This window comes from Pseudomonas sp. CP4 (assembly GCF_047758505.1).
Taxonomy (GTDB): domain Bacteria; phylum Pseudomonadota; class Gammaproteobacteria; order Pseudomonadales; family Pseudomonadaceae; genus Aquipseudomonas; species Aquipseudomonas fluorescens_AO.
In genome coordinates, this window is the sequence record NZ_CP180489.1 from 4,025,802 (window position 1) to 4,044,656 (window position 18,855).

Below are 18,855 nucleotides of genomic sequence, written 5' to 3' on the forward strand. Positions count from 1 at the left end.
CTGGGGATCTCAGAGACAGTCAGGCCCTTATCGTCGGCAAGCCAACTCCCACAGGATTCATGCCTGGCGCAAAACCTGTGGGAGCTGGCTTGCCAGCGATGAGGCCGGTTGCCTCAATACAAATCCCCGCATCTACACTTTACGGATGACGGTTGCGCACTAAACCCGCAAAATGCAACGATTCCGGCAATTATCGACGACGGTTCCACGAGATCCGTCGCCAAAGCCATCGTTCCAATCAGACTGGGCCTGCTGACTCTATGCGAATGCGCCTTATGTTACTGGGCGGCGGAAATGCCCTTGGGCAGGCGCTGATTCGCCTCGGTGCGGAAGAAGACATCGGTTTCCTCGCCCCCCGCCCGCCCGAAAACGGCTGGGATGCCGCGAGCCTCACCCAACTGCTCGACGACACCCGTCCCGATGCGTTGATCAACCTCGCCTACTATTTCGACTGGTTCCAGGCCGAGAGCGTCAGCGAAAGCCGCATGAGCGGCCAGGAACGCGCCATCGAGCGTCTGGCCGAACTGTGCCAGCACCACAACATTGTCCTCGTGCAGCCGTCGAGCTATCGCGTGTTCGACGGTTCACGTGCTACGGCCTACAGCGAAAAAGACGAACCGGTGCCGTTGGGCCTGCGCGGTCAGGCCTTGTGGCGCATCGAGCAAAGTGTGCGCGCGACCTGCCCGCAGCATGTGCTGCTGCGTTTCGGCTGGCTGCTCGATGACAGCGCGGACGGCACCCTCGGGCGCTTCCTCGCCCGTGCGGAAAAACCCGAAGAGTTGTTGCTGGCCGACGATCGTCGCGGCAACCCGACCCCGGTCGATGACGCCGCGCGAGTGATCATCTCCGTGCTCAAGCAACTCGACTGCGCCGCGCCGCTGTGGGGCACTTACCATTACGCCGGCCACGAAGCGACCACACCGCTGGCGCTGGGCCAGGCGATTCTCACCGAAGCACGCAGCCTGCATCCGCTAGCGATCGAAGCACCGACCGCGCAGGCCCACGCCGCGCGTCCGGACGCCGCCGAAGAACCGCAGCACGCGGTGCTGGCCTGCAAGAAAATTCTCCACACTTTCGGGATCAAGCCGCGCGCGTGGCGTGCCGCCCTCCCAGGCTTATTGGACAGGTTCTACCGACATGGCTGAAGGAACGGTTTTAATCACCGGCGGCGCCGGATTCATCGGCTCGCACCTGAGCGATGCCTTGCTCGCCAAGGGCTATGCGGTGCGTGTGCTCGACGACCTGTCGACCGGCAAGCGCAGCAACCTGCCGCTGGACAATCCCAAGGTTGAGCTGGTGGTCGGCGATGTCGCCGATGCCGCTTTGGTCGCCCGCGCCATGCAAGGTTGCAACGCTGTCGCGCATCTCGCGGCCGTGGCTTCGGTGCAGGCCTCGGTGGACGATCCGGTGAAAACCCACCAGAGCAATTTCATTGGCACCCTGAATGTCTGCGAAGCCATGCGCCTGGCCGGGGTCAAACGTGTGGTGTACGCCTCCAGCGCGGCGGTGTACGGCAACAATGGCGAGGGCGAGTCGATTGATGAAGACACGCCAAAAGCGCCGCTGACACCCTATGCCTCGGACAAACTGGCCGGTGAGCAGTACTTCGATTTCTACCGTCGCCAGCATGGCCTGGAACCGGCAATTTTTCGCTTCTTCAACATCTTCGGCCCACGCCAGGATCCGTCCTCGCCGTATTCCGGGGTGATCAGCATCTTCAGCGAGCGCGCCTCGAAGGGTTTGCCGATCACCGTGTTTGGCGATGGCGAGCAGACTCGCGATTTCCTCTATGTCGGTGATCTGGTCGATTTGCTGGTGCAGGCGCTGGAAAAGCCTGATGTACAGGAAGGCGCGGTCAATGTTGGCTGGAACCAGGCGATGAGCCTGAAGCAGATGCTCGAAGCATTGAAATCAGTGGTCGGTGAACTGCCGCCCGTGAGCTACAGGCCGGCGCGTTCAGGTGATATCCGCCATTCGCGAGCCGATAACCGACGCTTGCTGCAGCGCTTCGAAATGCCGCCGCAGACGCCGATGAGTGTGGGCTTGGCGCGCTTGCTCGGGCGCGGATGAAACAAGCTTTCGGACATGAAAAAGGCGCCCTTCATAAGGCGCCTTTTTCACGGCCGGAATATCGATATCCCTGTGGCGAGGGAATGTTATCCCCCGATCAACTGCGTACGGTCGTCGTCAGGTCTGAGCCTGCCCGTCACCAGGCCTCATTCACCACCACGTGAACGTTCGGTCAAAGTCAGCTTAGAACTTATAGCCCAGGCCGACCATGTAGATGAACGGATCGACATCCACATTCACCCGTGCACGGGTGCCCGGCGCGACGGCGTTGTTCTCGACGTTCGCGCGGGTGTCGATATCGATGTAGCGCACCTGGGCGTTGAGCATGATGTTGTCGGTGATCATGTAGTCCGCGCCGACCTGCCAGGCCAGACCCCAGGAGTTTTTCGCCTTGAAGTTGCTGAAGCCATTGGCGCTGGCTTCGCTGCCGACGTGTTCGTCGTAGATCCAGGTGTAGTTGATGCCGCCGCCGACGTAGGGCTGGAAAGCCGATTTCGAATCCAGCGGGTAGTAGACGACGCTGAGGGTCGGCGGCAGGTGTTTCAGGGTGCCGAGCTTGCCGTTGGCGGCGGGCAGCGCGGTGCCCTTGAGCTTGACGTCATGCTCGAACGGCGTGGCCGCCAGCAGTTCGAGGCCGACGTGATCGGTGAGCATGTAAGCGAAGTTGAGACCCAGTTGGGTGTCGCTGCTCATGGTCGCCTTGCCGCCCAGATTGGTGCCACTCAGCGGACCCTGATCGACCTTGACGCTGGAGCTGTCGGCCTTCGGGTTGACAGTGATCGCGCCAGCGCGCACAAGAATGTCACCGGCTTCGTGGGCGTGGGCGAGCGGGGCTGCGAGCGCGAGGGCAAACAGCGAGGCGCTGAGCAAGGACTTGTTCATGGGGGCTCCGAAAGGACATAAAAATTCGATGTCCTAGGGTACGAAGCCGTCTGATACGGTGTTTTGACTCAGCTCAATGAAACAGTGAAGGGGCGGGGTTTTGTGGAACCTTTGAGGGCCTATTCGCGAGCAGGCTCGCTCCCACCCTGGAATGTGATCACCTGTGGGAGCGAGCCTGCTCGCGAAGACGATAGACCAGCCAATACAAAACTACCGGGACTTACTCCGGCAGTTCATACGCATAAATCTTCTCCGCCTCCATCTGATACCCTGCATCGGCCAGCTCACTGCTGGAGGCTTTCACCTGCAACGGTCCTTCAACCCAGTACGGTTGATACAGCTCATCGAGCTTCACGCCCAGTTCGCTTTTGACATGGACGATCTGGTTCGACGGCGGTGGCGGTACGTGGATGCAGGCGCCGAAGTACGGCACCAGCAAGAAGTCGGTGGTGCGCCCCTCCTCGCTGACTTCCAGCGGCACGATGTAGCCCGGCAGGCGAATGTTCTGCCCGTCAAGGCTCTTCACTACCGGGGCATTGGGCATGTCCTGCTTCGCCGCCGGCGCGGACTCGGCGGAGAGTGCGTCGCCCATCTTCGACAGGTCATGCAGCGGGGTCATGTTGGGTACTTCCGGCGCGGCGTCCGGCGGGATCATTTCCGACCAGGTCAGGTCTTTCGGCGCTGCTGCCCACACGGGTAGAGCGACCAGCATCAGCAGCGCAAGCAGGGCGCGGGGCATGGTGAACATCCTCATAAACGGATCGACAGGCCATCGGCCAATGATTGGCGATACGCGCGCCAGGCCGGCACGCTGCCCATCAGCAGCGCGGCCGCCAGAATGCCACCGAGCAGCGTCCATTCATACTCGCTCGGCCATGCCAGTGGCAGGTACAAACCGTAATTGGCCTGCACGTACCCTTGCGCAGCGGCTATGCCGACGTACAGCAACGCCAGCCCGGCAATCACCCCGGTCAGCGCCAGGGCGAACGCTTCCAGCACCAGCAGGCTTGCGACGTGCCACGGCCGTGCGCCTACCGAGCGCAGAATCGCCATCTCGCGGCGGCGCTCGTTGAGGCTGGTGAGAATCGCCGTGAGCATGCCGATCAACCCGGTCAGCACAACGAAAAGCGAAACCACGAACAGCGCTTTTTCAGCGGTGCTCATCAGGCTCCACAATTCCTGCAACGCCACGCCCGGCAGGATCGCCAGCATCGGTTCGCCGCGGTATTCGTTGATCTCGCGCTGCAAGGCGAAGGTGGAAATCTTGCTGTTAAGGCCGAGCATGAACGCGGTGATCGCTTGCGGCGTAAGGTCCATGTTGCGCGCCTGATCGGCGCTGATCCGCCCGTTGCCGCGCGCCGGCACGCCGTTGTGCCAATCGATGTGAATCGCCTCCATACCGCCGAGGCTGATGTGCAACGTGCGGTCCACCGGGGTACCGGTGCGCTGGAGGATGCCGACCACGGTGAAGGGTTTGTCGTCGTGCTTGACCAGGCTGATCGCCGCCACGCCGTGGGCCAGTACCAGTTTGTCGCCGAGCTTGTAGTGCAGCGCTTCGGCGACTTCGGCGCCGAGCACCACTTCAAAAGGATCGGTCGCGAACGCGCGACCGTCGGCCAATGCCAAGTGCTGCTGGCGCCCGTATTGATAGTGCTCGAAGTAGGCTTCGGTGGTGCCCATTACGCGATAGCCGCGATGGGAGTCGCCGAGGGACATCGGGATTGCCCACTTCACTTTCGGGTTGCTGGCGAAATGTTCGAAGCTGTCCCAGCGGATGTTGTTGGTGGCGTTGCCGATGCGGAACACCGAATACAGCAGCAGGTTCACCGAGCCGGAGCGGGCACCGACGATCAGGTCAGTGCCGCTGATGGTGCTGGCGAAACTCGCCTTGGCTTCGGTGCGCACGCGCTCGACGGCGAGCAGTAGACACACCGACAGGGCAATGGCGAAAGCGGTGAGCAATGCGGTGAAACGGCGGTTGGCCAGGCTGGCCATGGCCAGACGAAACAGATACATCTCAGACCTCGGCGGACGTGGCGGCGCGATTGAGTTCGGCCAGGGACAGGTGACGGTCGAACAGCGGCGCCAGGCTCTGGTCGTGGCTGACGAACAACAGACTCGATCCGGCGTCGCGGCACTCGGCAAACAGCAGGCGAATGAAGTTCTCGCGGGCGTCGTAATCCAGTGCCGAGGTCGGTTCGTCGGCGATCACCAGTTCCGGTTGGCCGATCAACGCACGGGCGGCGGCGACCCGTTGTTGCTGGCCGATGGACAAGGAATCGGCGCGGCGACTGAGCAGGCTTTCGTCCTTCAGACCCAAGTGCGCGAGCAGGGTGGCGGCGGCCTGATCGACGCTGCCGTGGCGCTGTTTCGCTCGTTGCGCGCGCAGTTTCGAGAAGTGACACGGCAACTCAACGTTCTCGCGCACCGAGAGAAACGGCAGCAGGTTGAATTGCTGGAAAATGTAGCCGGTGTGATCGACACGGAAGGTGTCGCGGGCGCCAGCGGAGAGTTCGGTCAGCTCTTGGCCGAGGAGGCGAATGCTGCCGCGACCGGGCTTCTGCACTCCGCCGAGCAGGCCGAGCAGGGTGGTCTTGCCGCTGCCGCTGGGGCCTTTGAGAAACAGGGTTTCGCCGGCTTCCAGACGAAACGACGGAATGTCCAGCAGCGGCGGGTGACCGGGCCAGTTGAAGCCAAGGTCGGAAAGTTCGATGAGTGCTTGGGTCATGGCACCGATTTTCATGAAGTGAACACATAACCCTGTGGCAGCGAGCCTGCTCGCGAAAGCGCTGGGTCAGACACCCACATTTCAGCTGACACGCCGCCTTCGCGAGCAGGCTCGCTCCCACAGGGGATTTCGGTGGATCCTAGAATTTCAGTGCAGCCGATTTCGCCGTCACTTCGGTACCTTGCTGGCCGCTGGCGCTGATCAGTTGTACCTGAATCTTCTGCGTCGCCGGGAAGGTCTTGAAGATGTTCGCAAGATCCAGCGTGTTCAGCGCCCCCGGTGTGGCGCAGCTGAATTGGTAATGCGCATGGATTTCGCTGTGGTCGTGGTGATGCTCGTGACCGTCCTTGTCCGCTTCATCTTCGTCGTGATCATCGGCGTCCGGCTTGTCGCCGAACAGCGGGCTTTCCAGTTCCTGGCTGACCACCTTGCAACCGGCCGCAGCGGGCAGACTGAACAGGGCCAATGGTTTTTCCAGCTGCGCCCGAGCGGCAGCGACTTTGGCCTTGTCGGCGTCCGACGTGGCCGCGTGTTCAAAACCTACCAGATTCATCGCCGGGCTTTCCAGCTCCAGCTCCAGGGTTTGCCCGTCGAGCGCGGCGTTCAGCCGGCCCACACCATGCTCATGCGCACCGAGGCTGCCATGCTCATGATCGTGATCATGCTCATCAACCGCATGAGCGGCCAGCGGCAACAGGGCAAACGGCAAAGCAAGCAACAGACGACGCATGACGTACTCCGAGAAAAATGAAAAGTTTGTTATGTAATCTTATAACGAAAGTGCGCAGAGTGTGCCCGTGCGTTTGAGATTGCGCAAGACATGGCTAAGCACCGCCCGGGATGAGTTCGCGGGCGGTGCTGGGATTGGATGTCATGCTTGCAGAATCAGAAGCCTGCGCCGGGATAGTCGAACCAATAGTGTCCCGAAAGAACATCGTTGATCAGATTTGCGTCGAGCACGCTCGGGGCATCGCGACTGAAACGCTGTCGCCAAGCCGGAAGCCACCAGTAGTTGATGGCTGTTCCGCGCGGAAATACCACCAGAGTCAGCACCTCCTTATCCATTTTGCCCTGCGTGTAGAGTTGATGACTGCGATCCATCAGGGCCATGTACTGGTCGATTGGCAGTCTGAACATCAGTGCGATGGTGAAGATTTTTTCACTCTGACTGAACGCCGGACTCTGCAGTACCCGCAATGCTTCGCAAGTGTGTGAATTCGGTTGACTCGCTATGCTCTGGCCTTCGGGGGTTGAAAGTATGTCGAAACGATCATCCATGTCTCGCCAGTCGGTCCGGCTATTGCGCTCAAAGTAATCACGAATAACAAGGGTCAGTGGACCTCCAGTTTCCCCGTCAGCGGGACAAGCCGAAAGATCGGCAGGCAACCAGATGCGCCATGCCACGATGAGCAAAAACGGAATTATGAGGAAGAGCGAATAAGGGCGTTTCATTACATGGTGCTGTGAGAAAAAGAACACTGTAGATGAATGCCCGATAACCGCCACACTGGACGACTTTACTTGGCGTTGCACAAGTCCCATGGGAGCATGCAGGTCAGAAAAATGCAGGAGCGAACTTGATGTTGCGGATACGCGGAACGGTCGGCGAGTTGCCGGTGGATTTGACGGTGGAGCTGGATGACAGCGATTGGGCGAGGCTGGGTTCCGCGCTAAGCGGGCAGGCGCCGATTGCGCAGTCTGAGGCGGTTGCGCCGGCTCCGGCGGCGAAGCCAGTGAGTCAGGACGATGCGCTGTGGCAGGTGGCCAAAGACTTGTTGCGCAACGCCGGGCAACTTAGCGGGCCGGATCTGCTCGATCAGTTGGAGGCGCTCACCGGCAGTGCGGCGGCGGGCAAGCGTTTGCTCGTGCGTTTGCGCCACAGTGCCGATGTGAAAGTGGCGAGCGGCGGGGATACGCCGCTCTATAGCTGGATCGGGTGAACCGCTAAAGATCGCAGCCTTCGGCAGCTCCTACCGAATCAGCGTTCATCCACAAAAAACGCGGTGAACCCGATCCGATGTAGGAGCTGCGGCATCCTGCGATCTTTTGCTCTCAATAAAGCGCAGCAAACATCTTGCGGCGATACACCGTCACCAGCGGATGATCATTGCCCAGCAGTTCGAACACCTGCAGCAAGGTCTTGTGCGGCAGGCCTTCACCGTAGCTGCGGTTGCGGATGAACAGTTTGAGCAGGGCGTCCAGCGCCGCTTCGTATTGCTGGCGTGCCAGTTGCTGGATCGCCAGTTGATACACCGCTTCATCGTCCTGCGGATTTTGCGCCAGGCGGCTCTTCAGGTCGGCGGCGTCCGGCAGATCGCGGGCGAGGCCGAGGAACTGGATCTGCGCCTTGGCGCCAGCGAGTGCGGCTTTGTGTTCATCGCTCTTGACTGCGTCGAGCACGGTTTGCGCTTCGCCCAGCTCACCGCGTTCGGTCAGGCAGCGTGCATAGAGGATCAGCGCCTTGGCGTTGGTATTGTCTTCACTGAGCAGGGTCACCAGCACTGCTTCCGCCTCGGCGAAGTGACCGTCGTCGAACATCGCCTGAGCCTGTTCGAACGGGTCGGCGGCGGCCGGCGGCGGCATTTGCACATGCGGTTCCAGCAGCGCGCGCACGGCGGATTCCGGTTGTGCGCCAGCAAAGCCGTCGACCGGCTGACCGTCCTTGAACAGCACCACGGTCGGCAGGCTGCGAATGCCGAAGCGGGCGACGATGTCCTGCTCGATGTCGCAGTTGACCTTGGCCAGCAGCAACTCGCCCTGATAGCTCTCGGCAATGCCTTGCAACATCGGCATCAACGCCTTGCACGGCGCACACCATTCGGCCCAGAAATCCACCAGCACCGGTTTGTTGAAGGAGGCTTCGATCACCGACTGGTCGAAATCGGCAGTCGTGGCGTCGAAGATATACGGCGTTTGCTGACTCATGGGGGATCTCGTCGAAGAAGCTTGGAATGGGGCAACTATACGGCTTGGTGGGGGGTGGCCGGAAGCGGGGCGGGTTCGAGAGCTGTGTTGCATGGGCGGACGCCTTCGCGAGCAGGCTCGCTCCCACAGGGGATCTATGAACGACACAGATCCAGTGTGGGAGCGGGCTTGCCCGCGAAGCTTTTAGCTAGCGCCGCGCATGGTAGAGGCTGACATGTCTGAATTCCTCAGGCTCGGCCAGATCCGGCAAGGTCATCGCTTCGAGCATTTCAATTCGCTCATACAACGGATGACGAAAATCCCGCACCCGTGAATCCGCCACCAGCGCCTCGCGTCCGCGACTGAGAAACGCGTCGAGCAGCGGCAAGTTCGCCCGGTCGTACAACACGTCGGCAACCAGAATCAGATCGAAGCGATCGGCCTCGGCAAAGAAATCCGTCGAATAGCTCATCTGCGCATCGTTGAGCTCGGCGTTCGCCTTGCACGCGGCGATCGCCAGCGGATCGAGATCGCAGGCCACCACTTCCAGCGCTCCGGCCTTCACCGCCGCGATGCCGGCGATCCCGGAACCAGCACCGAAATCCAGCACGCGCTTGCCGCGCACCCAGTCGGGAAACTGCGCCAGATAACGCGCCACGGCCAAGCCGCTGGCCCAGCAAAAACTCCAATAGGGCGGTTCATGCAGGATGCGCTGGGTTTCTTCCTGGCTGAATTCGCGGGCCATGTTGTCGCCGTCGATCAACCACAGCTGCAAATCAGTGCCGGGCAACGCGCAGGCTTTCAGTCTGGCGTCGCCGAGCAATTCCCCCAAGGCCTGCTGCAGGTCGAGCGGTGCCTTCATGGCGCTTTGATGAATTGCAGCTGGCCCAACGCCTGAGTGGTTGGTTGCGTGATGGTTTGCGACGGCAGGTGCAGGATCAGCTGCCCGGACTGGCTGGCGCGACCGCGCAGCTCAACCCGTGCGCCGGCCGGAAATGCCTCGGGGTTGAAGCGCAGGTGAAACGGCAGGACCTGGTTGTTGCCGATCAGGCTGGAACTGGCGAGCAATTGTTGCGGGCGATCCTTTTCGTCGATCACCAGCAGCGCCAGTTCGACTTCGGCGCCGGCCGGCACGCCTTGCAGGGTGCCGCTCAGTTCGCGCTGATGCGCGGGCAGCGGGCCGAGTTCGGCGGCCTCTTTGGCTTTTTTCTGCGCCTGCTGCGGGGCGGGGCCCGGGGTTGGCGGTTGCGGCTTGGGTGCGTCGCTGCCACAGGCCACCAGCAGGCTGAAAAGACTGAGCAGAACGAGCGGACGTAACGGCATTGGAGGCTCCGGCAGAATGAATTCCATGGATCAGACGATCATGCCGTTCTGTATACCGCAAAGCCTATGGCTTGTCTTGCCACGGGGATGCGCTACCATGGCCCTCCCATTTTTTGTTGCCAGCCACCATGCACTGTCCCTTCTGCGGTGCCAACGACACCAAGGTCATCGACTCGCGTCTGGTCGCCGAGGGCGAACAGGTGCGCCGCCGGCGTGAATGCCTGGCCTGCGGCGAACGTTTCACGACGTTCGAGACGGCCGAACTGGTGTTGCCGCGCCTGATCAAAACCGACGGCAGCCGCCAACCGTTCGACGAAGAAAAACTCCGCGCCGGCATGCAACGCGCGCTGGAGAAACGTCCGGTCAGCGTCGAGCGCCTCGAATCCTCTCTGGTCCACATCAAGCACAAGCTGCGCGCCACCGGCGAACGCGAGGTCAAGTCCCTCGTGGTCGGCGAACTGGTGATGGCCGAGCTGCAAAAGCTTGATGAAGTCGCCTACATCCGCTTCGCTTCGGTGTACAAACGCTTCCAGGACCTCAATGAATTCCGCGAAGAGATCGACCGCCTCGCCCGCGAACCGGTGAAAGAATGACCACCGCCGCCGAGCAGGCGATCCTCGACGCGCATTTCATGGCCCGTGCGCTGGAACTGGCGCGCAAGGGCCACTACACCACCCATCCCAATCCACGAGTCGGTTGCGTGGTGGTGCATGACGGCCAGATTGTCGGCGAAGGCTGGCATGAGCGCGCCGGCGAACCCCATGCCGAAGTCCACGCCTTGCGTGCCGCCGGCGAGCAGGCCCGGGGCGCCACGGCGTACGTGACCCTCGAGCCTTGCAGCCATCACGGGCGCACGCCGCCGTGCGCCGACGCCTTGGTGACCGCTGGCGTTGCCCGGGTCGTGGCGGCGATGCGTGATCCCAATCCGCAGGTCGCCGGGCGCGGTTTGCAGCGTTTGGCTGACGCCGGTATCGCCACTGAAAGTGGTGTGCTGGAGGCTGAGGCACGCAAGCTCAATCAAGGTTTTCTGAAGCGCATGGAGCATGGCTTGCCATTCGTGCGGGTCAAGCTGGCCATGAGCCTCGACGGCCGCACAGCGATGGAAAGCGGCGAGAGCCAATGGATCACCGGCCCGGCGGCGCGTTCTGCGGTGCAGCGTATGCGCGCTGAGGCGGCGGTGGTACTGACTGGCGCCGACACGGTGCTGGCCGATGGTGCACGCTTGACCGTACGTCCTGACGAGTTGGGCTTGAACGCCGAGCAAACCGCGCTGGCCATGAGTCGCCCGCCACTGCGGGTGTTGATCGACGGCCGTCTGCGGGTGCCGCTGGATGCACCATTTTTCAAGGCCGGGCCGGCGCTGGTCGCCACCTGTGTCGCGGTCGAAGAGCAATACGCCAATGGCCCGGAATGCCTGATCGTGCCGGGTGACGACGGCCAGGTCGATCTGCATCAATTACTCATCGAACTGGCTCATCGTGGCACCAACGAGGTGCTGATCGAGGCAGGCCCGCGTCTGGCCGGAGCCTTTGCGCAACTGGGGCTGGTCGATGAATTCGTGATCTTCATTGCCGGCAAGTTTCTCGGCTCCACGGCGCGTCCGCTGCTCGACTGGCCGCTGGCGCAGATGAAAGATGCGCCGGAACTGAAAATCACTGAAATCCGCGCGGTGGGCGATGACTGGCGAGTCACTGCGATCCCTGTCCCTGCAGCCCGCGTATAATTCCCGGCCATCGCGTTAGCGCTGGCCTCGTTCTCAAGGAGAACCGCATGTTCACCGGCATCATCGAATCCATCGGCAGTATCCGCGCACTGACCCCAAAGGGTGGTGATGTGCGGGTTCACGTCGCAACCGGCAAGCTCGACCTGAGCGACGTCAAACTCGGCGACAGCATCGCGGTCAACGGCGTTTGCCTGACCGCCGTCGAATTGCCGGGCGACGGCTTTGCCGCCGACGTCAGCCGCGAAACCCTTGATTGCACCGCTATGAATGACCTGAAAAGCGGCAGCCCGGTCAATCTGGAAAAAGCCCTGACCCCGACCACTCGCCTCGGCGGGCATCTGGTCAGCGGTCATGTCGATGGTGTCGGCGAAGTGGTATCGCGCAGCGACAATGCCCGCGCCGTGGAATTTCGCATCCGTGCGCCGAAAGAGCTGGCCAAGTACATCGCCCACAAAGGCTCGATCACCGTCGACGGCACCAGCCTGACCGTGAACGAAGTCGATGGCGCCGAATTCATGCTGACGATCATTCCGCATACCCTCAGCGAAACCATCATGGCTGCGTACAAGCCGGGCCGCCGGGTGAATCTGGAAGTCGATCTGCTGGCGCGTTATCTGGAACGTCTGCTGCTGGGTGACAAGGCCGCCGAGAAGACTGCCGGCAGCACGATCACCGAAAGCTTTCTGGCCCAAAACGGCTACCTCAAATAATTCAAAAGAAGGGGGTGCCTTGTGGCGCTCAATAGCATCGAAGAACTGGTTGAAGACATCCGCCAAGGCAAGATGGTCATCCTCATGGATGACGAAGACCGCGAGAACGAAGGCGACCTGATCATGGCCGCCGAATGCTGCCAGGCCGAACACATCAACTTCATGGCCAAGCACGCCCGTGGCCTGATCTGCATGCCGATGAGCCGCGAGCGCTGCGAGCTGTTGAAGCTGCCGCTGATGGCGCCGCGCAACGGTTCCGGTTTCGGCACCAAGTTCACCGTCTCGATCGAAGCCGCCGAAGGCGTGACCACCGGCATCTCCGCCGCCGATCGCGCGCGCACTGTACAAGCGGCGGCTGCCAAGGACGCCAAGGCTGAAGACATCGTCAGCCCGGGCCACATTTTCCCGCTGATGGCCCAGGCCGGCGGTACGCTCGCTCGCGCCGGCCACACCGAAGCCGCTTGCGATCTGGCGCGCATGGCCGGTTTCGAGCCGAGCGGGGTGATCTGCGAAGTGATGAACGACGACGGCACCATGTCCCGTCGCGCTGAACTCGAAGCTTTTGCCGCTGAACACAACATCAAGATCGGCACCATCGCCGACCTGATTCACTACCGGATGATCCACGAACGTACCGTTCAGCGGATTGCCGAGCAGCCGCTGGACAGCGAACTGGGCCAATTCAACCTGGTGACCTATCGTGATTCGGTGGAAGGCGACGTGCACATGGCCCTGACGCTGGGCACTGTCTGCGCCGAAGAGCCGACTCTGGTCCGGGTACATAACATGGACCCGCTGCGCGACCTGCTGATGGTCAAGCAACCGGGCCGCTGGAGCCTGCGCGCCGCCATGGCTGCGGTCGCCGAGGCTGGCAGCGGTGTGGTGCTGCTGCTCGGGCACCCGCTCGACGGCGACGTGCTGCTGGCGCATATCCGTGAAACCGGTGAGCAGGCAGCGCCGAAAAAGCCGACCACCTACAGCATTGTCGGGGCCGGCTCGCAGATACTGCGTGACCTGGGCGTGCGCAAAATGCGCTTGATGTCGGCGCCGATGAAGTTCAATGCGATATCCGGTTTCGATCTGGAAGTTGTAGAATACGTGCCCTCCGAATAATGACCGGCTGTTTCCGGACTCCAATTCGCGGCAAATAATCACTGAGGGACGCGTAGCAGACGCGTCCCGGCTCTTTAAGAGAACTGACGAATGACCCTGAAGACCATCGAAGGTACCTTCATCGCCCCTAAAGGCCGCTACGCTCTGGTAGTGGGCCGTTTCAACAGCTTCGTGGTTGAAAGCCTGGTCAGCGGTGCCGTTGATGCCCTGGTTCGCCACGGCGTGAGCGAAAACGACATCACCATCATCCGCGCACCGGGCGCCTTCGAAATCCCGCTGGTTGCGCAGAAAGTTGCCCAGAAAGGCGAGTTCGCAGCCATCATCGCCCTCGGCGCGGTCATTCGTGGCGGTACTCCGCACTTCGAATACGTGGCTGGCGAGTGCACCAAAGGCCTGGCCCAAGTCTCCATGGAATTCGGCGTACCGGTCGCGTTCGGCGTGCTGACCGTGGACTCTATCGAGCAAGCCATCGAACGTTCCGGCACCAAGGCCGGTAACAAAGGTGCCGAAGCTGCCCTGTCCGCTCTGGAAATGGTCAGCCTGCTGGCGCAGTTGGAGGCCAAGTGATTAGCGACGAAAGCGATCGTTTCAACCCGCGCGATCCGAAACCTGCGGATGCCGGCAAGCCGTCGAAGAGCGTCAAGCGTCGCGAAGCCCGTCAGCTCGCGACTCAGGCGCTGTACCAGTGGCACATGGCCAAGCAATCGCTGAACGAGATCGAAGCGCAGTTTCGCGTTGATAACGATTTCACCGATGTCGACGGCGCCTACTTCCGTGAAATCCTTCACGGGGTTCCGCAGTTCAAGACCGAAATCGACACTGCCCTGACGCCTTGCCTGGACCTGACGATCGAAGAGCTGGACCCGGTTGAACTGGCGGTTCTGCGCCTGTCGACCTGGGAGCTGCTCAAGCGCGTCGACGTGCCGTACCGCGTTGTGATCAACGAAGGTATCGAACTGGCCAAAGTGTTCGGTTCGACCGACGGCCACAAGTTCGTCAACGGCGTGCTCGACAAGCTGGCCCCGCGCCTGCGTGAAGCTGAAGTGAAGGCGTTCAAGCGCTGATCGGCGCTTGAATACTTTTTCTCGGCCATGGGCGAGTTTGAGCTGATCCGCAATTTCTTCGCCGCCGTGCCTTGTGCGCAGGGCGGCGAAGGCGTTGCGCTGGGGATCGGCGACGACTGCGCCTTGCTGGCGGTTCCCGCTGGGGAACAGCTGGCGGTTTCTACCGATACGCTGGTGGCCGGTGTGCACTTCGCCGACCCCTGCGATCCGTTTCTGCTCGGTCAGCGCTCGCTGGCCGTCGCGGTCAGTGACCTGGCCGCCATGGGCGCCGCGCCCGTTGCCTTTACCCTTGCCTTGACCTTGCCGACGGTAACTGCCGATTGGCTGCAAGCCTATGCCCGTGGTTTGAACCGCATGGCGCAAAGCTGCGGCGTCGCGCTGGTCGGTGGCGACACCACGCGCGGGCCGTTGAGCCTGACGGTCACCGTGTTCGGCCGCGTACCCGCTGGCCAGGCGTTGACCCGCAGCGGCGCGCGACCGGGCGACCTGCTTTGTGTCGGCGGTGAATTGGGCAACGCCGCCGGGGCGCTGCCGCTGGTGCTGGGGCAACGCGACGCCGCGGCCGAAATCGCCCAGCCGCTGCTCGATCATTACTGGTCGCCGCAGCCGCAACTGGCCCTCGGTCAGGCCCTGCGCGGCAAGGCCACGGCGGCGCTGGACATCTCCGACGGCTTGCTCGCCGATTGCGGGCATATCGCGCTGGCGTCGAAGGTGCGACTTGAGATTGAACGCGAGCGTGTACCGTTGTCGGATGCTTTAGTCGCGTTTCTCGGTCAGCGCGGTGCCGAGCGTGCGGCATTGAGCGGTGGTGATGATTACGTACTGGCCTTCACCTTGCCGTCCGCCGGGTTGCCGGCACTGCTGGCCGACGGCTGGCCGATCCATGTGATCGGGCGCGTGGCGTCTGGCCAGGGCGTGGTACTGCTGGACCGCGACGGGCGCGACATCACTCCGCAGATTCGCGGCTACCAACATTTTCAGGAGACACCGTGACAGATCACCCGAAACAGGTCCCTGCCGAATTCGTGCCTCCTTCGGTCTGGCGCAATCCTTGGCATTTCCTCGCGTTCGGCTTCGGCTCCGGCACCCTGCCCAAGGCGCCGGGCACGTGGGGCTCGCTGGTGGCGCTGCCGTTCATTCCGTTGTGGCAGATGCTGCCCGACTGGGGCTACTGGCTGATGCTCGGCATCACCATGCTGTTCGGCTTCTGGCTGTGCGGCAAAGTCGCTGACGATTTGCGTGTGCACGACCACGAAGGCATTGTCTGGGATGAAATGGTCGGCATGTGGATCACCCTGTGGCTGGTGCCGGAAGGCTGGTACTGGTTGCTCGCGGGTTTTCTGGTGTTCCGTTTCTTCGATATTCTCAAGCCGTGGCCGATCCGCTGGATCGACAAGCATGTGCATGGCGGCGTCGGCATCATGCTCGACGACGTGCTGGCCGGTGTCTTCGCCTGGCTGGCAATGCAAGGGCTGGTATGGGTATTCGCCTGATTCGACTCACGTGAGGAAACACGCAATGCTGCGACGCGGGTTGGCGCTGCTGCTTCTGGCTCTGCTGGGCACGTTCGCCCAGGCGCAGGCCGCCGCGCCTGTGCCTGCGGCCATCCATCTGGCGAGCGAAGACTGGGAGGACTACACCGCCGCCGACGGCCATGGTCTGGCCTGGGACGTGTTGCGCAAAGTGTTCGAACCGGCCCGGGTCAAGCTGGATATCCGCACGGTGCCGTACACCCGTTCTATCGGCCTGGTGCAGTTGAAGGAAGTCGACGCATTGGTCGGCTCCTACCGCGACGAGGCCGAGCAGGTACTGTACCCGAAGTGGAATTTCGATTCCGATCACGTCTACGCGCTCGGCCTGGCCAGCAGCCCGCCGCCGACCCAGGCGACTTTGGGCAAATATCGTCTGGCCTGGGTCCGCGGCTACCGCTACGACAACTACCTGCCGAATATCAAACGTTTCAATCAGATCGAACGGCGCACCGGTATTTTGCTGATGCTCAAACAGGGGCGCGCGGACTATTACATCGACGCGCTGACCGAAATTCAGGCCGTCATGCGCGACGCAGCGGATCCAGCGCAGTACCGTTATTCGCATCTGGCCGAATTGCCGCTGTTTCTCGGTTTCGCCGATACCCCACAGGCTCGGGCGTTGATGGCGCTGTATGACCGGCGCATGGCCGAACTGGTGCAGAGCGGAGAGTTGAAGCCGATTTTCGAGAAGTGGCAGCAGCCGTATCCGTTCAACCAGAACTGAAGCCGACTCGACTCTCTTTAGGAGCTGCGGCACGCTGCGATCTTTTGATCTTGATATCAAGCCAGATCAAAAGATCGCAGCCTCGTTGCACTCGACAGCTCCTACAGGGAGCGGCGGTGCTGGCGGCAGTGTCATCAAACTTTTTGATGGTTATGCCCGATAATTCAGCCTAAGCGTCTACAGGAACCTGCTGTTACAATGCCGGCCTGCGAATTTTCAGTCTTCTAGATCAGGAGCACATCGGTGCCTGTCGTCTTCGTCGCCGCTTCCAAGCTGCCAACGCCTTTTGCGCAATTCACCATGCACGGCTTTCTCGATGAGAGCACCGGGCGTGAGCACGTCGTGCTCAGCCTCGGTGAAATTGCCGACGGCGCCCCGGTACTCGGTCGCCTGCATTCCGAATGCCTGACCGGTGATGCCTTGTTCAGCCAGCGCTGCGACTGCGGCTCGCAACTGGAAGCCGCGTTGCAGGCGATTGCCCGCGAAGGCCGTGGCGTGCTGCTGTACCTGCGTCAGGAAGGCCGCGGCATCGGTCTGCTGAACAAGATCCGCGCTTACGAGTTGCAAGACGGCGGCGCCGACACCGTGGAAGCCAACGAACGCCTGGGCTTCGCCGCCGATCAGCGCGACTACGCCATGTGCCTGCCGATGCTTGAGCATCTAGGCGTGAAATCCCTGCGCTTGATGACCAACAACCCGCGCAAGGTCAAAGCGCTGACCGACATGGGCATCGTCGTCGCCGAGCGCGTGCCGCTGCACACCGGGCACAATCCGCACAACAAACTCTACCTGGCGACCAAGGCCAGCAAGCTCGATCACATGATGGGCAACGAGCATCAGGGCGAGGTCGACCGCGCGTGACCCGTGGCCAGGTGCGGCGGCGGTTGGCGGTGGCCTGGTGGCAATACCTGGCGCTGGCCCTGTTGCCGCTGTTCGTGCTCAACGCGTTGTTTGGCGAAGGCCAAGGCCTGCTGCCAGTGCTGGCGATGCCCTTGTTCATCGCCGGCGTCGCCTCGATGTTTGTCAGCCTGAAGTATTTCTCACGTTACAAACATGCACTGATTGCCACGCAAAAAGCCCTCGATACCGCCGATGAGCCCGCTGCCTGGATCGCCCTTGCGGCGCGTCGGCGTGCGGCGTTGCTGGTGGCGTCTTTGCCGGCCTGGATTGGCGCACTGGCGGTGTTCATCGGCCTCGAAGCCGTGCCGTTGATGCTGCTGGCGCTGTCCACCGCCGTGCTGTTCTACCTCTACCGTATTCCGCGTCAACTCGGTTGATGCCTCGCCTGTGGCTGGCGCTTCTGCTGCTCGCCCTGAGCGGCCCGGTGCTGGCCGCATTGCGGGTGGTCAGCCTAGCCCCGTCGCTGTCTGAAATCGTCGTTGAGCTGGATTCCGCCGACCTGCTGGTCGGCGTGCTGGATGCCGGCGAGCGGCCGGCGGCGATTGCCGATGTTCCATCAGTGGGCCGCTATGGCCAGCTCGATATGGAGCGCTTGCTTAGCCTGAAACCGGATTTGTTGTTGCTCTGGCCCGGCAGTGTTGGCGCGGGGCAGCGTGATCAGCTCAAGCACCTGAACATTCCCACCTTCGTCGCCGAGCCGCACACCTTGACGCAACTCGCCGCGCAGATCGAAGCCATTGCCGAACAGCTCGGGCGTCCTGAACTTGGGGCGGAACGAGCGGCCGAATTGCGCAAGCAGCTGAATGACCTGCGCCAGCGTTATCGTCGTGATGAACCGCTGCGGGTGTTCTATCAGGTCTGGGACAAGCCGCTGTATACCGTCGGTGGCGGGCAGATCATCAGCGATGCGCTTGAGGTGTGCGGTGCGCGCAATGTGTTTGCCGACCTGAATCTGCCAGCGCCGCAGGTGAGTATCGAGGCAGTATTGCAGCGTGATCCCGAAGTGATTGTCGCCGGTGATCAGGCCCAGCTAGGGGCGTGGAAGGCCTGGCCGCAGGTGGCAGCAGTCAAGCAGGGGCGGTTGTTGCTGGCCACTGACAAAGGCCTTGAGCGACCGAGCGGGCAGATGATTAGCGCCACCGCCAAACTATGCCAATTGATCGCGCCGGATCGGTAGACCGC

At 62.0% G+C, this 18,855-nt stretch carries 24 protein-coding genes; 15 read left to right on the forward strand and 9 right to left on the reverse strand.

What is annotated here, in order from left to right; genetic code table 11:
- Positions 1-260: 260 nt before the first annotated feature.
- A complete protein-coding gene (locus ACMYUN_RS18035; RefSeq protein ID WP_415761290.1) occupies positions 261-1,145 on the forward strand; it encodes a sugar nucleotide-binding protein in 885 nt (294 codons plus the stop codon).
- Positions 1,138-2,070 carry an NAD-dependent epimerase/dehydratase family protein gene (locus ACMYUN_RS18040; protein WP_415761291.1) on the forward strand — a complete coding sequence of 311 codons (933 nt, stop codon included), beginning with the start codon at positions 1,138-1,140 and terminating at the stop codon, positions 2,068-2,070. The genes ACMYUN_RS18035 and ACMYUN_RS18040 overlap by 8 nt, the downstream gene beginning before the upstream one ends.
- Positions 2,071-2,253: 183 nt before the next feature.
- On the opposite strand, the gene ACMYUN_RS18045 is transcribed toward ACMYUN_RS18040, so the two are convergent.
- The 6 genes from ACMYUN_RS18045 to ACMYUN_RS18070 form a co-directional block, all read right to left on the reverse strand.
- Complete coding sequence (locus ACMYUN_RS18045) at positions 2,254-2,952, reverse strand: OmpW/AlkL family protein (RefSeq protein ID WP_415761293.1); 699 nt, start codon at positions 2,950-2,952, stop codon at positions 2,254-2,256.
- Positions 2,953-3,172: 220 nt separating this feature from the next.
- The gene (locus ACMYUN_RS18050) at positions 3,173-3,691 is read right to left on the reverse strand and encodes a DUF3299 domain-containing protein (RefSeq protein WP_024014502.1); all 519 of its coding nucleotides are present in this window, start codon (positions 3,689-3,691) and stop codon (positions 3,173-3,175) included.
- Positions 3,692-3,702: 11 nt separating this feature from the next.
- On the reverse strand, positions 3,703-4,968 hold the full coding sequence (locus tag ACMYUN_RS18055; protein ID WP_415761294.1) for an ABC transporter permease: 1,266 nt from the start codon (positions 4,966-4,968) through the stop codon (positions 3,703-3,705).
- A 1-nt stretch (position 4,969) separates the two neighbouring features.
- Positions 4,970-5,680, reverse strand: a complete 711-nt coding sequence (locus ACMYUN_RS18060) for an ABC transporter ATP-binding protein (RefSeq protein ID WP_415761295.1) — start codon at positions 5,678-5,680, stop codon at positions 4,970-4,972.
- Positions 5,681-5,819: 139 nt separating this feature from the next.
- A complete protein-coding gene (locus ACMYUN_RS18065; protein WP_415761296.1) occupies positions 5,820-6,410 on the reverse strand; it encodes a DUF2796 domain-containing protein in 591 nt (196 codons plus the stop codon).
- 155 nt (positions 6,411-6,565) lie between these two features.
- Positions 6,566-7,132, reverse strand: coding sequence for a hypothetical protein (locus tag ACMYUN_RS18070; RefSeq protein ID WP_129999718.1), 567 nt, complete (start codon positions 7,130-7,132; stop codon positions 6,566-6,568).
- Positions 7,133-7,260: 128 nt separating this feature from the next.
- Here ACMYUN_RS18070 and ACMYUN_RS18075 point away from each other — a divergent pair, with 128 nt between their 5' ends.
- A complete protein-coding gene (locus tag ACMYUN_RS18075) occupies positions 7,261-7,620 on the forward strand; it encodes a hypothetical protein (protein ID WP_415761297.1) in 360 nt (119 codons plus the stop codon).
- 112 nt (positions 7,621-7,732) lie between these two features.
- On the opposite strand, the gene trxA is transcribed toward ACMYUN_RS18075, so the two are convergent.
- The 3 genes from trxA to ACMYUN_RS18090 form a co-directional block, all read right to left on the reverse strand.
- The gene (trxA, locus tag ACMYUN_RS18080) at positions 7,733-8,605 is read right to left on the reverse strand and encodes a thioredoxin (RefSeq protein WP_129999719.1); all 873 of its coding nucleotides are present in this window, start codon (positions 8,603-8,605) and stop codon (positions 7,733-7,735) included.
- A gap of 187 nt (positions 8,606-8,792) precedes the next feature.
- Positions 8,793-9,446: a class I SAM-dependent methyltransferase gene (locus ACMYUN_RS18085; protein ID WP_415761298.1), complete on the reverse strand. Its 654-nt coding sequence runs from the start codon at positions 9,444-9,446 to the stop codon at positions 8,793-8,795.
- A complete protein-coding gene (locus ACMYUN_RS18090) occupies positions 9,443-9,907 on the reverse strand; it encodes a YbaY family lipoprotein (protein WP_039761899.1) in 465 nt (154 codons plus the stop codon). The genes ACMYUN_RS18085 and ACMYUN_RS18090 overlap by 4 nt, the downstream gene beginning before the upstream one ends.
- Before the next feature lie 128 nt (positions 9,908-10,035).
- On the opposite strand from ACMYUN_RS18090, the gene nrdR reads away from it, so the two are divergent.
- From nrdR to ACMYUN_RS18150, 12 genes are all read left to right on the forward strand, one after another.
- Positions 10,036-10,500, forward strand: a complete 465-nt coding sequence (nrdR, locus tag ACMYUN_RS18095) for a transcriptional regulator NrdR (protein WP_007910946.1) — start codon at positions 10,036-10,038, stop codon at positions 10,498-10,500.
- Entirely contained in the window at positions 10,497-11,630 is a 1,134-nt protein-coding gene (gene ribD, locus ACMYUN_RS18100) for a bifunctional diaminohydroxyphosphoribosylaminopyrimidine deaminase/5-amino-6-(5-phosphoribosylamino)uracil reductase RibD (RefSeq protein WP_415761300.1), read from the forward strand. Before nrdR ends, ribD begins: the two co-directional genes overlap by 4 nt.
- Before the next feature lie 47 nt (positions 11,631-11,677).
- Positions 11,678-12,340 carry a riboflavin synthase gene (locus ACMYUN_RS18105; RefSeq protein ID WP_039761896.1) on the forward strand — a complete coding sequence of 221 codons (663 nt, stop codon included), beginning with the start codon at positions 11,678-11,680 and terminating at the stop codon, positions 12,338-12,340.
- Positions 12,341-12,361: 21 nt separating this feature from the next.
- Positions 12,362-13,453 (forward strand): bifunctional 3,4-dihydroxy-2-butanone-4-phosphate synthase/GTP cyclohydrolase II, encoded by a 1,092-nt coding sequence (gene ribBA, locus ACMYUN_RS18110; protein WP_039761895.1) that lies wholly within the window; start codon positions 12,362-12,364, stop codon positions 13,451-13,453.
- A 90-nt stretch (positions 13,454-13,543) separates the two neighbouring features.
- The gene (gene ribE, locus ACMYUN_RS18115; RefSeq protein ID WP_258447870.1) at positions 13,544-14,020 is read left to right on the forward strand and encodes a 6,7-dimethyl-8-ribityllumazine synthase; all 477 of its coding nucleotides are present in this window, start codon (positions 13,544-13,546) and stop codon (positions 14,018-14,020) included.
- On the forward strand, positions 14,017-14,517 hold the full coding sequence (gene nusB, locus ACMYUN_RS18120) for a transcription antitermination factor NusB (protein ID WP_008053839.1): 501 nt from the start codon (positions 14,017-14,019) through the stop codon (positions 14,515-14,517). The genes ribE and nusB overlap by 4 nt, the downstream gene beginning before the upstream one ends.
- A gap of 27 nt (positions 14,518-14,544) precedes the next feature.
- Positions 14,545-15,510: a thiamine-phosphate kinase gene (gene thiL, locus ACMYUN_RS18125; RefSeq protein WP_415761301.1), complete on the forward strand. Its 966-nt coding sequence runs from the start codon at positions 14,545-14,547 to the stop codon at positions 15,508-15,510.
- A complete protein-coding gene (locus ACMYUN_RS18130; RefSeq protein ID WP_039761886.1) occupies positions 15,507-16,010 on the forward strand; it encodes a phosphatidylglycerophosphatase A in 504 nt (167 codons plus the stop codon). The genes thiL and ACMYUN_RS18130 overlap by 4 nt, the downstream gene beginning before the upstream one ends.
- 25 nt (positions 16,011-16,035) lie before the next feature.
- Positions 16,036-16,773: a substrate-binding periplasmic protein gene (locus ACMYUN_RS18135; protein ID WP_415761302.1), complete on the forward strand. Its 738-nt coding sequence runs from the start codon at positions 16,036-16,038 to the stop codon at positions 16,771-16,773.
- Between the two features lie 243 nt (positions 16,774-17,016).
- Complete coding sequence (gene ribA, locus ACMYUN_RS18140) at positions 17,017-17,634, forward strand: GTP cyclohydrolase II (protein ID WP_024014485.1); 618 nt, start codon at positions 17,017-17,019, stop codon at positions 17,632-17,634.
- On the forward strand, positions 17,631-18,050 hold the full coding sequence (locus ACMYUN_RS18145) for a hypothetical protein (RefSeq protein WP_039761883.1): 420 nt from the start codon (positions 17,631-17,633) through the stop codon (positions 18,048-18,050). Before ribA ends, ACMYUN_RS18145 begins: the two co-directional genes overlap by 4 nt.
- Entirely contained in the window at positions 18,050-18,850 is an 801-nt protein-coding gene (locus tag ACMYUN_RS18150) for a cobalamin-binding protein (RefSeq protein WP_415761304.1), read from the forward strand. Before ACMYUN_RS18145 ends, ACMYUN_RS18150 begins: the two co-directional genes overlap by 1 nt.
- Positions 18,851-18,855 lie beyond the last annotated feature (5 nt).

What these genes read in the sequence shown, in the direction of transcription:
- ACMYUN_RS18035 (WP_415761290.1), top strand. Translation starts at nt 261, where the DNA reads ATGCGAATGCGCCTTATGTTACTGGGCGGCGGAAATGCCCTTGGGCAG.
- ACMYUN_RS18040 (WP_415761291.1), top strand. Translation starts at nt 1,138, where the DNA reads ATGGCTGAAGGAACGGTTTTAATCACCGGCGGCGCCGGATTCATCGGC.
- ACMYUN_RS18045 (WP_415761293.1), bottom strand. Translation starts at nt 2,952, where the DNA reads ATGAACAAGTCCTTGCTCAGCGCCTCGCTGTTTGCCCTCGCGCTCGCA.
- ACMYUN_RS18050 (WP_024014502.1), bottom strand. Translation starts at nt 3,691, where the DNA reads ATGCCCCGCGCCCTGCTTGCGCTGCTGATGCTGGTCGCTCTACCCGTG.
- ACMYUN_RS18055 (WP_415761294.1), bottom strand. Translation starts at nt 4,968, where the DNA reads ATGTATCTGTTTCGTCTGGCCATGGCCAGCCTGGCCAACCGCCGTTTC.
- ACMYUN_RS18060 (WP_415761295.1), bottom strand. Translation starts at nt 5,680, where the DNA reads ATGACCCAAGCACTCATCGAACTTTCCGACCTTGGCTTCAACTGGCCC.
- ACMYUN_RS18065 (WP_415761296.1), bottom strand. Translation starts at nt 6,410, where the DNA reads ATGCGTCGTCTGTTGCTTGCTTTGCCGTTTGCCCTGTTGCCGCTGGCC.
- ACMYUN_RS18070 (WP_129999718.1), bottom strand. Translation starts at nt 7,132, where the DNA reads ATGAAACGCCCTTATTCGCTCTTCCTCATAATTCCGTTTTTGCTCATC.
- ACMYUN_RS18075 (WP_415761297.1), top strand. Translation starts at nt 7,261, where the DNA reads ATGTTGCGGATACGCGGAACGGTCGGCGAGTTGCCGGTGGATTTGACG.
- trxA (WP_129999719.1), bottom strand. Translation starts at nt 8,605, where the DNA reads ATGAGTCAGCAAACGCCGTATATCTTCGACGCCACGACTGCCGATTTC.
- ACMYUN_RS18085 (WP_415761298.1), bottom strand. Translation starts at nt 9,446, where the DNA reads ATGAAGGCACCGCTCGACCTGCAGCAGGCCTTGGGGGAATTGCTCGGC.
- ACMYUN_RS18090 (WP_039761899.1), bottom strand. Translation starts at nt 9,907, where the DNA reads ATGCCGTTACGTCCGCTCGTTCTGCTCAGTCTTTTCAGCCTGCTGGTG.
- nrdR (WP_007910946.1), top strand. Translation starts at nt 10,036, where the DNA reads ATGCACTGTCCCTTCTGCGGTGCCAACGACACCAAGGTCATCGACTCG.
- ribD (WP_415761300.1), top strand. Translation starts at nt 10,497, where the DNA reads ATGACCACCGCCGCCGAGCAGGCGATCCTCGACGCGCATTTCATGGCC.
- ACMYUN_RS18105 (WP_039761896.1), top strand. Translation starts at nt 11,678, where the DNA reads ATGTTCACCGGCATCATCGAATCCATCGGCAGTATCCGCGCACTGACC.
- ribE (WP_258447870.1), top strand. Translation starts at nt 13,544, where the DNA reads ATGACCCTGAAGACCATCGAAGGTACCTTCATCGCCCCTAAAGGCCGC.
- thiL (WP_415761301.1), top strand. Translation starts at nt 14,545, where the DNA reads ATGGGCGAGTTTGAGCTGATCCGCAATTTCTTCGCCGCCGTGCCTTGT.
- ACMYUN_RS18135 (WP_415761302.1), top strand. Translation starts at nt 16,036, where the DNA reads ATGCTGCGACGCGGGTTGGCGCTGCTGCTTCTGGCTCTGCTGGGCACG.
- ACMYUN_RS18150 (WP_415761304.1), top strand. Translation starts at nt 18,050, where the DNA reads ATGCCTCGCCTGTGGCTGGCGCTTCTGCTGCTCGCCCTGAGCGGCCCG.